Source organism: Actinomadura citrea (assembly GCF_013409045.1).
GTDB classification, from domain to species: Bacteria; Actinomycetota; Actinomycetes; order Streptosporangiales; family Streptosporangiaceae; genus Spirillospora; species Spirillospora citrea.
Genome location: NZ_JACCBT010000001.1, coordinates 7,148,723 through 7,163,270, shown reverse-complemented (window position 1 = coordinate 7,163,270; position 14,548 = coordinate 7,148,723). Strand labels below are relative to the sequence as shown.

Annotated in this window: 12 protein-coding genes and 1 pseudogene; 7 read left to right on the top strand and 6 right to left on the bottom strand. The window is 64.2% G+C overall.

Features of this window, described 5'->3' with window-relative positions; genetic code table 11:
- Positions 1-135: 135 nt before the first annotated feature.
- The gene (locus BJ999_RS32755) at positions 136-582 is read right to left on the bottom strand and encodes an Lrp/AsnC family transcriptional regulator (protein WP_179836836.1); all 447 of its coding nucleotides are present in this window, start codon (positions 580-582) and stop codon (positions 136-138) included.
- A 93-nt stretch (positions 583-675) separates the two neighbouring features.
- Here BJ999_RS32755 and BJ999_RS32750 point away from each other — a divergent pair, with 93 nt between their 5' ends.
- Positions 676-1,494, top strand: a complete 819-nt coding sequence (locus BJ999_RS32750) for an LLM class flavin-dependent oxidoreductase (RefSeq protein ID WP_179836835.1) — start codon at positions 676-678, stop codon at positions 1,492-1,494.
- Complete coding sequence (locus tag BJ999_RS32745; protein WP_179836834.1) at positions 1,491-1,958, top strand: nucleoside deaminase; 468 nt, start codon at positions 1,491-1,493, stop codon at positions 1,956-1,958. The genes BJ999_RS32750 and BJ999_RS32745 overlap by 4 nt, the downstream gene beginning before the upstream one ends.
- A 159-nt stretch (positions 1,959-2,117) precedes the next feature.
- Here the strand turns inward: BJ999_RS32745 and BJ999_RS32740 are convergent, their stop codons facing one another.
- Positions 2,118-2,462 (bottom strand): hypothetical protein, encoded by a 345-nt coding sequence (locus BJ999_RS32740; RefSeq protein ID WP_179836833.1) that lies wholly within the window; start codon positions 2,460-2,462, stop codon positions 2,118-2,120.
- Positions 2,463-3,105: 643 nt separating this feature from the next.
- On the opposite strand from BJ999_RS32740, the gene BJ999_RS41535 reads away from it, so the two are divergent.
- Together BJ999_RS41535 and BJ999_RS41530 are read left to right on the top strand one after the other, a co-directional pair.
- Positions 3,106-3,567 (top strand): restriction endonuclease, encoded by a 462-nt coding sequence (locus tag BJ999_RS41535; protein ID WP_218935337.1) that lies wholly within the window; start codon positions 3,106-3,108, stop codon positions 3,565-3,567.
- A 29-nt stretch (positions 3,568-3,596) separates the two neighbouring features.
- A complete protein-coding gene (locus BJ999_RS41530; protein WP_218935336.1) occupies positions 3,597-3,878 on the top strand; it encodes a hypothetical protein in 282 nt (93 codons plus the stop codon).
- Between the two features lie 648 nt (positions 3,879-4,526).
- Here BJ999_RS41530 and BJ999_RS32730 read toward each other — a convergent pair.
- The gene (locus tag BJ999_RS32730; RefSeq protein WP_179836832.1) at positions 4,527-7,790 is read right to left on the bottom strand and encodes a serine protease; all 3,264 of its coding nucleotides are present in this window, start codon (positions 7,788-7,790) and stop codon (positions 4,527-4,529) included.
- A gap of 45 nt (positions 7,791-7,835) precedes the next feature.
- Positions 7,836-8,171: a CU044_2847 family protein gene (locus tag BJ999_RS32725; RefSeq protein WP_189269960.1), complete on the bottom strand. Its 336-nt coding sequence runs from the start codon at positions 8,169-8,171 to the stop codon at positions 7,836-7,838.
- A gap of 708 nt (positions 8,172-8,879) precedes the next feature.
- Between BJ999_RS32725 and BJ999_RS32720 the strand changes: the two are divergent.
- A pseudogene (locus BJ999_RS32720) lies at positions 8,880-9,455 on the top strand (NAD-dependent epimerase/dehydratase family protein); the annotation flags it as partial.
- A complete protein-coding gene (locus BJ999_RS32715) occupies positions 9,452-10,378 on the top strand; it encodes a thymidylate synthase (protein ID WP_218935335.1) in 927 nt (308 codons plus the stop codon). The pseudogene BJ999_RS32720 and the gene BJ999_RS32715, both read left to right, overlap by 4 nt.
- Positions 10,379-10,412: 34 nt before the next feature.
- Here the strand turns inward: BJ999_RS32715 and BJ999_RS32710 are convergent, their stop codons facing one another.
- On the bottom strand, positions 10,413-10,691 hold the full coding sequence (locus tag BJ999_RS32710; RefSeq protein ID WP_179831329.1) for a hypothetical protein: 279 nt from the start codon (positions 10,689-10,691) through the stop codon (positions 10,413-10,415).
- Positions 10,692-10,714: 23 nt separating this feature from the next.
- On the opposite strand from BJ999_RS32710, the gene BJ999_RS32705 reads away from it, so the two are divergent.
- Positions 10,715-11,029: a tyrosine-type recombinase/integrase gene (locus BJ999_RS32705; protein ID WP_218935334.1), complete on the top strand. Its 315-nt coding sequence runs from the start codon at positions 10,715-10,717 to the stop codon at positions 11,027-11,029.
- Between the two features lie 692 nt (positions 11,030-11,721).
- Here BJ999_RS32705 and BJ999_RS32700 read toward each other — a convergent pair.
- Entirely contained in the window at positions 11,722-14,247 is a 2,526-nt protein-coding gene (locus BJ999_RS32700; protein ID WP_179836829.1) for a GmrSD restriction endonuclease domain-containing protein, read from the bottom strand.
- Between the last annotated feature and the right edge of the window lie 301 nt (positions 14,248-14,548).

Below are 14,548 nucleotides of genomic sequence, written 5' to 3'. Positions count from 1 at the left end.
GCACCGGCAGGAGCGAACCACCGGCCCAGGACCACGGCCCCAAGAGCGTGCCGCGCCCGGCAGGATTCGAACCCGCGACCGTCGGATGTGGGAGGAGGTCGGTGCGCTCCGGATCGCCTGCCGCTCGGCCGTTGCTCAGGGCCGGTCGGGGCCGCGGTAGGGCAGCGTCTGGCTGTAGACGACGTTGGTGGTCGTGCTGCCGAAGCCGGCCAACTCGTCCATCACGTGCTCCAGATGCGCCATGGAGGTCGCGGCCACCTTCAGCGTGTAGCAATCGTCTCCGGTGGTGCGCAGGCACTCCAGGATCTCCCGGCGCTCGACGAGCAACCGGCGCAACGGCTGGTGATGGTTGCCGGGATACTTCAACCGGACCAGGGCCAGGACGGGGTAGCCGACCTTGGCCAGGTCGACGGTCGCCTGGTAACCGGTGATGACGCCCTGCGCCTCCAACTGCCGCACCCGTTCGGTGGTGGCCGACGCGCTGAGGTTCACGCGCCGTCCCAGCTCGCTGAGGGAGATCCGCGCGTCCTGTTGCAGCTCGTCGATGATCGCCCAATCGACGGCATCGAGATTCGCGGTCATTCCGCGACTTTACCGGCAGATTCACGAAAAATCGCCAATATGACCGGTAACAGTCGGTTTCGGCCTGATCGGCCGCCGGGATAGCCTCACGTTATGCAACTCGGCGTCAACGTACCGAACTTCGGGCCTGGAACCGATCCCGGCGTCCTGCGCGAGTGGGCCGGGGTCGTGGAGGGGCTCGGATTCGACCTCCTCATGATGTCGGACCACGTGGCCATCACCCCGGACGTGGCCGAGCAGTACCCGGAGCCGTTCTACGAGCCGTTCACCACGCTGTCCTGGATGGCCGGCATCACCACCAGGGTGCGGTTGGGCACGACCGTGCTGATATTGCCCTACCGGCATCCGCTTCTGGTGGCGCGCATGGCCGGCAACCTGAACCAACTGAGCGGCGGCAGGCTCGTGCTCGGCGTGGGCGTCGGCTGGGCACGCCAGGAGTTCGAGGCGCTCGACGTGCCGTTCGCCGAGCGCGGCAGGCTCATGGACGAATACCTGACGGTTCTGAGCGACGCCTGGCCTGCGGGCAGTGGGGAAAACGAGCCCGAGGTGCCCATCTGGGTCGGCGGGAACAGCGCCGTGGCGATCCGGCGGGCCATCCGCTTCGGCCGCCCCTGGCATCCGCTGCGGAGGACCCTTCCGTGGCTTCGCTCGGCCCTGGCGGAACACTCGCCGCCCGCGTTCGTGCCCCGCATCGTCCTGCAACTGACCGCCAAGCCCGTCGAAGACGGTGGGCGGCTCGCCGGTGTCGGCACCATCGACCAGGTCCTCGACGACCTCGACCAGCTTCGCTCGCTGGGTGCCGAGACCGTCGTGCTCGACCCCTTCAGCGGTGATCCGGAAGAAACACGCCGGCCCATGGAGGCATGGAAGGCGCTCACCGCCGTGGCCACACACTGGAGAACAAGGTCATGATCACCCCTGCCGACGAAGAATTCCTGCGGCGTGCGATAGCCATCGCGGCCCACGCCGTCACCTCGGGCGACGCGCCGTACGGCTCCCTCCTGGTGGGCCCGGACGAGACGGTCCTCGTCGAGGCGCACAACACGGTTCAGCGCGACAACGACATCAGCGCCCACCCGGAACTGAAGCTGGCCCGCTGGGCGGCCCGCGAGCTCGACTCGCGCACCGCGGCGGGCACCACCATGTACACCAGCTGCCAGCCCTGCGGCATGTGCACCGGCGGCATCGCCCGCTCGGGGCTCGGCCGGGTCGTCTACGCCCTCGCCACCGAGCAGCTCATCGAACTCAACCCGTCAGGGACCTGGCCGACGGTGCCGCAGGACGGGCCGGCCTTGTTCGCTCAGGCACGCGTCCCCATCGACGACTTTTACCGGCTCGGCTCCGCCGGTGTGCAAGCACCGTCCGCTCAAGAGTGAGGCGATAGCGGTTACGAGGCCGCCCACGACCTGGCGCGCTTCAAGCAGATCGAGACGTTGCCGCGCCGCTGGCGCATGCGGGGCTTCGACGGCTTCCACGGCCGCGCGCTGTACCAGCGGCGTAGCCGCTGTTCTTCCCCCACCTTCCAGGCCGACCCGCTACTGCCAGAGGTAGTCATAGCGGGCCGGTGCCTGGCCAACCTGAACCTTCCCGTCCCTGATCTGCCATTCGGTCTGGTGCCCCTCCTCGTGGAGGACGAGGAAGAGCCCACATACGCGGTCGTTGTCCTCGTCGGTGGCCGGGAGGGCGGCGATCTCTCGGATCTGATCGAGGACATCATCGGAGTACCGGGAGCGAACGGCTCGGGCATAGCAGGCCGCGTCGAGCCAGCCGCCTTCTGGGAAGGCCCATCCTGCAGGCTCCCCGCGGTGGATGATGTGCTCGGCTTCGGCTTTCTGCCCGTAGAACTCCAGCCAGCCTCGTATGTAGACCCATGTGCTCATGCGCCCATGATGTCGGGCGGCGGAGCAGGTCCCGTGACCCCCGGCGGCCGGCGGCCGGTACGGAGGTGCCGCGATGCGCGGCCGTCCGGTGACCGGCGCCCCCACCGCACGCTCCGGGCGACCTGGCGCGCGTATGACCTGCGGAAACGCGGACCGAGTCATTCCGCTTATGTTCCGGGAACACTGCCGCGCGGCCGCGTTCGATGGCGTCTGGCTGCAACCGGCGCGACGACGGCGAGAGATGTTCTTGCAGGTCAGCGCATGGATGTCCTGGTTGTGAGGGCGCGCCCGGCAGGATTCGAACCCGCGACCGTCGGATTAGAAGTCCGAGGTCAAAGCTGTTAGTCAACTATTTCGGGTGACGGCACCTGTCGTTCCGTCCCATTATGAGGAAATAGTAGCGGCCCGAGATGCCACTCTATGCCACCTACTGCCAACGCGTTCCGCGACATACGAGCAAACAATGAGCGAACACGCCCCCGCCGCGGGTCGGTGTTCGCAAGGGTTCAAGTATGGCTCTCCCGGACCGCCTCCGTTCGGAAAGTGGGTGGTGATGGCACCGCGCAACGTTGGTGGCCTACATCGGCCCCACCGCGAAAAAAAGTAGGCTCATCGCGGGCGACAGTCGTTCGCTCCTGAGAGCATGGACTCGGCACCGAACAAAGTCCTGGAGGCGGAGGGCTCTGTGGCGCAGGCGTGGGTGGTTCGAGCCGGGTGGTACGGCGAGCGGGATCAATGGGCGCTGGAACAGGGATGGTCCGGTGGCGGCTGGCGTGAGGTACCTGATCTGACCGACTGCACCACTCGCGAGGACTTGGCGAAGGTGGTCGCTGCGACGTTTCCCACGGCGTCTGATGGCCGTCTCAACAATTTCATCGGCCAGATGTGGGCGTTGCGTAGCCGTATCCAGGCAGGCGACCTGCTCGTCATGCCGCTCAAGACGACCAAGCAGATCGCATTCGGCCGCGTGACCGGCGCTTACACTTACCGCGGCGATGACCCGGACCCGGACAAACGCCACGTGGTCAAGGTCGACTGGAAGCGCACGGACCTTCCGCGCACGGCGGTCAAGCAGGACTTGCTGTTCAGTCTGGGAGCTCGCTGACCATCTTTGCGCCGAGCAAGAACAACGCAGTGATGCGTCTGGAGCAACTCCTGTCGACCGGCGCAGATCCCGACAACGCGGCCCTCATCGGCCCGTCACCCGGGATCGCCAACATTGCCGAACCTGGTGAAGAGACCGATGTCGACGAGCCAGAACTGGCAACTGACATCGAACAGGCGGCTCTCGAGCAGATCACCGCACGCATCGCCGAGGATCTCGCCGGCCACGAGCTGGCCACTCTGGTGTCAGCGGTGCTGACCGCGGAGCTTCTACTGCGACCAGTCGTCACCCGGGCCCGACGGCGGAATTGATATCACCGCTGGCCGGGGGCCTCTTGGACTTGACAGCCCACGGCTGCTGGCCCAGGTCAAATCCAGCGGCCAGATAGGGCACCGGTGGTCACCCAATTGCACGCGTCATGTCCACTCACGGTGCCGAAAAGGGGCTCCTGGTCGCCTGGGACGGATTGACCAAACCCAGGCCCGCGACACCTTGACGAACCAAGCGCTGCGTGTACACGTCTGGCAGGCAGCCGATGTCGTCAACGCGGTCCTGCGTACCTACGACCGGCTACCCGAAGACATCCTTACACGGGTCCCGCTTCGCCGTGTCTGGATGCTCAGCGATAGCGACTCCTAGCCGAAACCTTGGTCCGGGGAATGGGCACCTGTGGCCAGCCTGGCTAGGGCAGATGAGGTGGTCGGTTCGATGAGGCGGCCGCCACTGACCGACCGTCCGCCTGTTCAACCGCGTCGTCCGAACATGCTCGCTTAAGACCGTCACCAGCGTCCGTGTGATAGCACTGCACCGTACCGCCGTCGCCGCACTGCGTGATCATCGCAAGCAGCAGTGTGAACGGGAACAGGGGTGGATTATCGCGACAGCGGCAACATGTTTACCGACTCAACGGTGACTCGCTGGCCCCAAAGCGTCTGACTCGGCCGTTCCATTGGCTAACTTCACTGCAACGCAGCCAGCTTACCTGAATAGGCCTGCCATGCATCGACTATGCCTTTGGCCTCTCTGTCGACCTCCGGGTCGACACGAATTGCACTTGCGAGCTTGATGTGCGAACGTAGACCGTTTGTTCCCAGCCAGTCGCGAATAAATGCGACCTCTGGCAGAAACGTTGCGAAGATCGGGCTGAGGCTCCGCATATCGATCGTGGACTTGCTATTGCGCAAGACCTGAGCTATTTCAATCACCGATTCGGGGAGCCAACGAATTTCAACACGGGAGCCGCCAGAGATGTCCAGCGACTGACGGGTCGCCATCTCACGGCTTTGAAAGAGATAACTGTGCGTGATGTATCTACCAAGCCGGGGAGAACCAGTCCGTGCACTTGCCCGTGCATCGCCGACGAAGTGCTCGCCGAGAGGGATAAAAGGAATGCGATCATCGGCGAACTGATGCTCGTACGCGGACCTGTTCGCCGCTCGAGATTTGGAGCGTCCTCGTTGCCGTTTTGGTTGCAAAGAGTAGTCGGCAAGGTTGTCCCTCCCATGCGAATGGCGCAGTCTCCGGTTCCCTTCTTCCTTGAATTCCCGAGCCTCCACAGACTCTCTGGCACCCCGGTGACCTCGGAGAAGCAAACTGAAAATATCGGCGATGGCTCGAGAGTTGTGCTCGTTATTTCCTGTAGCCAGGCAGCCGGATAGAAATAGGCACAACAAAGCAACACTCGCCGAACCGTCGTGGGAGAGACGCGCCTGCTGAGCTAGGGCCCCTGGTCCCAGCTGGGTCTGAGTCCTGCCATCGACGACATGCAGCAACGGAAGGAGAATCTCCCATGCCGTCAGCGGTTTCCGGTTTCGACCACCATCGGCGGTCATCGCTACTTCTAGATCATGCACCAAACTCGGGGACGCCAACAAGCTGTCCGCTGCTCGCCAAGACACCGCACCGGTGAGGTCTCGTAGAAAGGTCGCAATGGTTGGATCGTCGCTGGACACGCGCAGCAGTTTGACGAAGGTCGCCACCTCATCGGTTGCTAGGGCGTCATATTGGGCTACGGTCATATCGCCAGACCTCAGCCGGCGAAGGGCCTCCTCCGCTACCAGGAATTCGTGGAATGACCTATGTGCGAAGCGTATGCGGTCACCGTACCGTCGGTCGAGCGGGGACGCAGTTATCAAGTCACGTCTCGTTACAGAAATATCACGGTCGGTTGCGTACGGTGCAACTAGGTCGTCGGGCAATTGATCTGCGGTCAAAACCCCCGTGCCGCGCTGATTCCACATCCAAAATGCGAGCCGCGCAAGGAACTCGCGCCGCACGGCACGACTAAACGCCAAACGGTGCTGTTTATTCTCCTCTCGAAGCATCACCTCAGTAATCAACTGATCCACAAAGGTGTCATAGAGGGTCTCGAGGTCCATGTCCTCAATGTCCCCTGCATAATCAGGAAGGATGTCGGCGAGCATGCGGAGTTGGACCGGGCGTCGCCCAATGTCGCGCAACTCGGGTGACTGAACCTGCTGCCATATTCGTTCGATGTCAAAAGGGCGTCCGCTGAGCGACTCAATGTAGCCGAGATACCGTTCTAGGAATTGACGAATTTGAAGCGTCTCCAAAGGAGCAAGCTCGATCTCGAAGTAGTCCACGCCAACAGGTTCCCGGTTTCTCGAAAGTCGCCCCGGAATTTTTCCATGCAGCGCCTCCGCCATCTCCTCGTCATTCTCAAATGCGGTTGGCCGCCCAAGAAGCATCACTTTTGCATTCTTTCCAGCCAATCGTCCAAGTTGGGTAAGGTTGAATTTAAATTCTGGCCACGTCAGGAGGTGCTTCATCTCGTCGAAGCCGTCAAAAATGACAACAAGCTTTCCGCGGCGATTTAGATTTAGAAACTTGGGAAACGAGTAACCTGGCACCGGATTGGCGGCAGTGAAGTGCGCTCCGATGAGGCCTTCAAGGCTCTGCTCGGACGAAATCTCGCCAAGTTTAATTAAGACAGGAACGCGGGCGAGATCGTTTTTTGCCGCGCGCGCGGCGAGGATAGAGGTCAGCCGGATTGCGAACGAGGACTTACCTAGACCGTAAGAGCCGAGCACAGCCACCGGATGGTCGAGTGGAATGCCGGACTTGGGGTCGTCGTCGATCCACCTGAGGATCTCGGTTTCCAGGTCCGCGCCGTCGTGTGATGAGGGTGGAATGTAATAGTTCGCAAGGCCCTCGGGAGAATCGCTGAACAACTGTGCCGCCGTGCGAAGGTAACCACGCAGGTTCAGACCGCTGGCGACGAGCGCGTCGAGTGTGCGCAAGAACAGCCGAGGTCGAGAGCCCGCAAACTCCACGGCCTGCACTGACGGGGGGACCTCGGTCACGACGAGCACCTCGTTGATCGCCCCGTCGGACAAAAGCTTCTCATAAGCCAGCCACAGGAACTTCAGATCCGCCTCGGACAGTGGCTGTCCGCTGGCTATGCAGACGACGCCGACTAGCCAGTCCTGGTGATATCTAGTCGTGCGGCCAATTAGGTCGAATTCGGCGCTTTCGATCACCTCGTTAGCGGTCACGTCATAGCCATCGATGACAAGGTACTCTTCGACGAGCCGACGGAATTCCGCCTCGTTGGTGTGGGAGGTGGCTGGAGTTGCCTCCTGCACAGTGAGTGTCGTCAATTCTGACGGCGGCACGACTTGGCCGAGCAGCTGCAGAAGGTGCTCGGTTCGGGCCACCCACACCGAATCTCGCAACCAACCGTCCTGCGAGTTGTATCGCGATGAAACAATCCCTACTACAAGGTCGTCATTGTGCCGGCGCACGGGCGCACCGCTCATACCCCGCATGACAGCCTTGGACTCCAGTCGACCAAGGTGAACGCGGCCGTCACGTTGAGCGCTTCCTTGCCATTCGCCAGCGACATCAAGCCAGTCGTACTTGTGTGTGTCGTCAACAACAGACACGCCGGTGACTGTCACCTTTGCGAAGTGCGGGACCGAGTCCGAAAGGACGATGCCTTTAACCGGTGCTAGACACTCCCTAGCTGCCCGAAGGATCGCCAGGTCACTGATCCTGTCCTTGGCGAGAACAGTCGCGCTGACCGTTGGCACCGTCCCATCGAGCAAGTCGAACTCAACGCTGTCGCCTATCTCGGCAGACAGCTGGTCGAGAACATGACTTGCAGTTACAACGATGAGCGGTGACACCGCGAAGCAACTGCCAGTCGGCCTACCGTCCGCTAGGAGGATCCGGCCCACTTGGTTTCCGAAACGAGGACTCATGGACTAGTTCCTTCGATCTGGGCGTTCGGGGCCGGGAAACGGAGATCAAGCCGCGGCGGGGGACGTGCCATAACTCAGGTGCACGACGATCGATGCCTGGACAGCCCCACCAGCGACAACTACGCCACCCTGAGCCGTGAATGCAAGGCCAAGCTCAACCTCGATGCCAGTCGGGGCTATCGCCGCCTTAGCCAGGCGTTCGGCAGTCCCCGAGATGCTCTTTGCCACCGCCTCAATGGCTTCCCCGGCGTTTTCCAGGGCATCGACCGCACGATCCCGCAACCCCTCTGCGGCGCTTGTCTCCTCTGTTCCGGCCTGGACGACTGTACTGACCAGGACTGTCTGGTCGCCAAACGTCAACTCTCTGAGAGCGCTATTCATAGCTAGCAGAGTAGCGTCAACCCTGGGCTTCATGCCCGGGCGAGAGAAGTTTACTGCTTGGCGATCAAGGGCCGCGCGCAAAAAGCATGCCCGAGCCGGCAACCGATGCGACGCGGCCAGAACGGCAGCCAGCGCGCTACCGCCGCGAACACCGCACAGTCGGACTAGTTCGGCTGCTGCCGTCCCGCCTCCCAGCGCAGCACCGTGACCTTGTGCCGCAATGTCCGCAACCTGGCCACCGGTCACGTACCCCAGTGCCAGAGCCAACGCCTGACGGACCCTCCTGGCCAGGAGGTTTCAGTGCTTGATCCATCTGTAAGGCCTTAGCGATGTGACGGCCTTAGATTTCACTGCTCCGCAAGCCCGCTGGGTGATCATTGGCTCAGTCGTCCCCCAGCGCGTACAGGGGAGGTCGGTGCGCTGGTGGTCGGCAGGTTGCCAGCTTTCGATCCGGCCGGAGAGGGCGTCCAGCACAAACGACGGGTACAACCGACCTTCCTACGTGTGCACATAGGTAACGCCTGCTGGCCACAACCGGTCGGGCCGGTCGGTGATGCCTGGTGTCAGCCAACTTCTCATGGCTTGGGGGGCAGGTCTCCAAGGACGAGACAGGGCCGGTGGAGCTGAAATCCACCATGCTGTGGGCGGCCGCGTCCTGCGCTCTCGCACCCCGTAGGGCGCCCGGCCACCACTGGTGCAGAGCCGGTTCGGGAGAGCGACCCCACCGAGCCCACCTCGCCATACGGTGTCGCCAAACTCGCCGCCGAACGACTGGCGCTGGCGTACGCGCGCCGCCCCGGCTCCCAGCTCAGTACGGTCGCGCTGCGGTTCTCTCCGGCCTTCGGGCCCGGCTGCAACCCCCAGATGGTGATCCCGCGATTCTTCACCGCCGCGCTTACCGGAGAGGCCGTGCCGCTCTTCGGCGACGGCACAGCCCGGCACACCTGGACTTACATCAGCGACCTGGTAAAGGCCGCCGTGCGCGCGGTCGCCGCCCCGCTGCCGCCAGGAGGCGCCGAGGTCGTCAACGCTGCCGGACGCGACGCCGCGTCGCTGCGACAGGTCGCCGAACTGGTCGGCCAGATCGTCGGCCGACCCGTGCCGCTCCGACCGGCCGGAGAACGTCCTGGCGACGCGGTCGCCGTCCTCGCCGACGTGACCCGTGCCAGCCGGATGCTGGGATTCGTCCCGGCCATAACGCTGCCCGACGGCCTGGAACGCCACTGGAACACCACGATCCCCAACTCGGTGCGTAACACCACCAAGGCGGAGGTCACGGCGTGATCACCGTGACCGCCGACTCGGCCAGCGCCCTGTGGCGGGACACCGTCGACGCGGTGCTCACCCACGGCGCTCCCAGCTCCCCGCGTGGGCTGGAGACGTGGGAGGCGACCGATGCGCACCTGACCCTCACCCGCCCAAGGCGGCGGCTGGTGTGCGTCCCGCCCGACCGCGTCATCAACGCCGCGTTCGCCGCCGCCGAGACGGTGTGGATCCTGGCCGGGCTCGACGACGCCTGGATCTACACCTACAACCAGCAGCTCAAGCAGTTCGCCGACGACCACATCCTGCGAGGCGCCTACGGGCCACGGCTGCGTTCCTGGGCCGGGGACGCCGACCAGCTCGATCAGGTTCGCCAAGAACTGTTGGACGACCCGGACACCCGCCGCGCAGTGATCCAGCTGTGGGACGCCGCCCGCGATCACCGCGGCCATCGGGATGTGCCCTGCACGCTCGGCTACCAGTTCCTCCTGCGCGACGGACGCCTGGACATGCACACGACCATGCGCAGCCAGGACCTGTGGCTCGGATTCTGCTACGACCTCTTCGCCGCCACTGTCCTGCACGAGCTGATGGCCGGCTGGGTCGGCGCGGAACTCGGCCATTACCACCTGCACGTGACCTCGCTGCACCTGTATGCCGAACACCTTCCCTACGCCCGCGCCTTGCCGCACTACGACACGCAGCTTGCGCCTGTCAGCCCTCCGGAGATGCCGCCGCTGATGCTGCCCTGGGACGACCTCGGAACGGTCCTGGAGGCCGTGATCGAGGGACGCCCCTGCCCACGTCCCGGCTGGGATGACTTCGCATCGGTGATGCGTAGTTACCGCATCTACAAGAGCGGGGACCGCGACGACGCCCGCGCGCTCGCTGCCTCTTCGGACGGCCCGCTGGCAGGGGCCTCATGGCCTGGTACACGCACCTGAACCGTGCCGAGGCCCACCTCGTCCCCACCAACTCTCAGGACGGATCGCGTTCCGCGGGCTGCGGCGCGGTGAAGCGTGCGGGCTGCGGTGGGCCGACGTCGACCTGGACGAGGGCACCATCCGGGTCCGGTGGCAGATCACCCAGATCGGGGGTCGCACTGAACAAGGCCGTCCCAAGTCCGAAGCCGGAGAACGGCAGGTCACACTCGACCAGCACACCATCAAGCAGTTGGCCGCGCACCGGGCCCGGCAGAATCAGGAACGGCTGGTCGCAGGCGATACCTGGCACGACACCGGGTTCGTCTTCACCCAACCAGATGGGACTCGTTGGCGCCCATGGCCGTCTCCGAGCAGTTCCTGCTGCTGGCGATGGAGGCGGGGCTCCCGCCCGTCCGACTGCACGACCTGCGGCACGGCGCGGCCACCATCCTGCTGCGCGCCGGACACGACCTGAAGGTCGTGCAGGAGACGCTGGGGCTGTCGTCGATCACCATCGCCTCCGACACCTACACCAGCGTCCTTCCCGACCTGGCCCGCCAATCCGCCGAAGACGCCGCCGCCGTCATCCTCAACGCCCGCACCCAGCCAGACCCGGATGAAACGGCAGGGCCGGGCCGTGTCGTCCGGTTGCGGGGGGTGTCGAGGCGATGACCTGCACAGATTGATCATCAGGTTCGCTGCGCAGGTGCCCCTACCCGAGCGGTTCCGGGTGCGGGCACCTGAGCCGCACACGGTGACCTGGCCAGCGGCTGGAGGGCCGACAACCGCTTGCGCGGCGGTGTTCCAGGTGCCGCCCGGTTGATGTGGCTGGAGCGGCGGCAGGAGGGGCGATCGCAGCGATTCGCCGGGGTGGCGGTGACAGGTCCGCGACAGCCGAGCAAACATCGAGCAAACGCGGGGACATACCGGGACGGAAATATGGATCTTGGCAGTGGTAAGACTGCAGGTCAGGCTGTTGCGCGCCCGGCAGGATTCGAACCCGCGACCGTCGGATTAGAAGTCGGCTATCAGGCCTGTCACGTTGTTATCGCAAGTGCCGACCCCTGTCACCCTATCCCGTTATGTGCGGCTTTCGGCGACCTCCCATGCCGCTAGATGCCGTCCAGGGCCAACGCGTTCCGCAACATACGAGCAAACAACGAGCGAACATCAATGTCGACCGGCCGCTGGGTCAGGGTTTCTTCCTCTTGCCGTTGTCGAGGATGCGTGCGGAGATGTCGTCTTCATGGCAGAGAGCGAGGAGGCTGCTGCCATCGATGAGGTTGAGGGGCTTACCAGCGGCGAACTGGAGCTCGCCAGTGGCGAAATTGAAGCCGTCGGGGCTGTACCTGGAGGAGTGGCCCTCAGTTGTTGTCGCTGCGGTCGATCTGGGCTTTAAACCAGTCGAGGGTGGCAATGACGACGTCCCAGGTGGCCTCGTCGGCCAGTTGGGCGATGGGGAAGCTGGGCCACAGGTCGAGTTTGGAGGCGGGCAGGTCGATTCCGGGGGCGTCGTTGAGGCGTTGCCGTAGTTCCTCGCGAAGGCCGGGGTCGTCGAATACGGGTCGGCCTTTCAGCAGGCCGAAGGGCACCTCGACGGTGCGGGTGTAGAGGTTCAGCATCTTGGTCACGCCGGGTTTTTGTGGCAGGACCGGGCTGCAGCGGGCTTGGGCTCCGGTGCCGCACTGGAACTGGCCGCCCAGGTCGCGCCAGTGGTCGAGCAGGCGGGCCACGGCCCCGGTGGTCTTGGGACCGTGGAGGCTGCCCAGTTGGCTGTGGAAGCGGTGTTCTTGTTCGGTCAGGTCCGGGGCGTCGCCTTCGGTCAGGTCGTTTTCCTTCATCCCGGCTGCCCCGGGCAGATCGAGTAGCGCCGCGAGTTCGTGGGCGGAGACGTGCTGGGCGGGGTCGGCGCGGCCGTTGTCGTCGAGCTTGATGCCGTCGTCGACCAGTACGTCCAGGACGTTACGGTCGTCGTCCGGGTCAGGCCAGCGAAAGTTAGGGGACGGTCGCCGCTCGGCGGTCAGGACCCGGTGCGCGTTCGCGACTTGCACGCTGCCCAGGTGGACGCCTACTGGCACGGCGTGCGAGCCGATCAGCTCGGCGATGTCCCCGTAGGTCGTCCATGTTGCCGACGGCAGTGCGGCCAGGGCGTTGTGCAGCAGCGTCCAGTCCCGCTCCGGGGAGGACTTACGGCCGGTCTCATCCGGGCCGGGCCATAGCGTGATCGCCCGCTCGGTGAGGTCGTCGGCGCGAGCGTGGATCTCGGTCTTGCCCCAGTGGCCTTGTTCGGCGATGGCCTGGTTCATGGCGATGCTGGTGTGGCTGAGCTGCTCGCGCTTACGTGCGAACGGTAGGTCGCTCAAGGCCGAGTTGTACCCGGTGAGGGTCAGGTTCCCCAGCGTGTGGACGAGTTCGCGGTGCAGCATCGCTGGGTCGTCGCTGTCACGCGACAGCTCGGTCCGCCATTCGGGGGTCAAGTGCTGGGGAAGGACATGCTCGATGGTGATGTTCTTGTGCGCTAGGTCGACTAGCTCAGGGCTGCGGAAGGTTCCCGCAAGGCGGCGGAGCACGAGCTTCTTTTGAGGGCCGCTACCTTGCCAGTAGAACTGCCGGGTCCTGGCCGCATCGCGCAGCTCGGTGTCGGTGGGCCAGTACAACCGTGCTGGCGACAGGATGGAACGGACGGTGCCGGGCACCGGCTCGTCCGGTGACAGCAGCCCCGACAGCCGTTGGAAGACCCGATTCAGGTTGTTGGTGGGGACACCCGCGATGAGCCGGCGTACCACGAAGCTCTCGATGTAGCGCAACGCTTCGGCCAGGTCATCATTGCTGGCCTCACCGTCCTCACGCAGTTCCAGAAGCCTCATCACCACGGGGTAGGTAGTAGAAGCCTGCCATTCGTTGAGGAACTCAAGGCTCGCCGAAATCCGGCTGTCAGCCTCCCGGCCGGGGTCGCGGATGACGGCGAAGTGGCGGGCACGGCGGGCCAGGTCTGCGACGTAAGCCTCGATCTTGTCCTCGTCAGCGCCGGCTTGGTCCAGTAGTTGCTGGTGACCGCGGTAGATGTCGTTGTAGGTGGCGTCCTCACCCTTCTTCAGCACCAGGACCAGGTACATCAGTTGCTCCAGCGCCTTGGTGTCGTTGCCGAGCATCCGCTGGAGCGGCAGCCAGTAGGTGTCGTACACGTGCTCACTCTTGGTCGCGAGCATCATGAAGATGTAATTACGGATCAGGTCCACCTGGCTGAGCCGCATGCCCGTGTTGTTCAGCGACTCGAAGATCCGGAACGCGTTGTCGTCTTGCTCCACGGTGATCTGCACCAGGCTGAGCCAGTCCAGCACCGCCGACTCGATACGCTTGATGTCGTGCGGGTCCGCCGGATCATCGGCGGTGACCAGCCTGCTGCGGAAGAACTGGTAGCTGGTGCCGATCACTCCCGAGACCCGCTGATCGAGGGACCCGCTCACACATGCGGTGAACGCGCTGCGATCGACTTGCGTGGGCAGCAACCGGAAGCGGGCGTCCCCCCGCTCGAACTTGTTGATCAGATGGAGCTCATTGATCCGGTCCCACTCACCCGGATCCTCGACCTTCAGATGGTCCCGGATCGCGCACAGCAGCAACAGCAGCGTGGTCAGCCGCTGTTGCCCATCGACCACGATCCACCGCGCCAGCGACGGGCTCGCATGAGGACTGGGCGCCAGGACCACCGACCCGAGAAAATGCCCGCGAGGAGACCCCTGCGCGACCGCGTCCGCCTGCGCCACCACGTCCTGCCACAGCGGCTTGAGATGGTTGTCCGTCCACGCATACGGACGCTGGAACAGCGGGACCACGAACTGCTTCTCACCCGCGATCAGCTTCCGCAACGTCGTCTCGCTCGCCTTCACCGACGCCTCCCGCTTCCACCGCCGAACCCTACTTGCATCCCTATCCGAGCATTCCACAACAGCATCACACGCTGGTCACACTCCGCCGCCTGCGAGACAGACGCTCCACGGAGGCGTGAGTCGCAACCGAAAGATTCGGGTCCTCACGCGAATGGGACCCGAGATCGGACGGCAGTTCGCCACTGTCTCCAGCCGAGCGGTACATTAGCGGTCACGGTCATGCGGAAGAGACCCTGGCCAGAGAGATGCGACTGAACGGATACGAACCCAGTTGGGGTGGGGTCATCCACAAACATGTGCT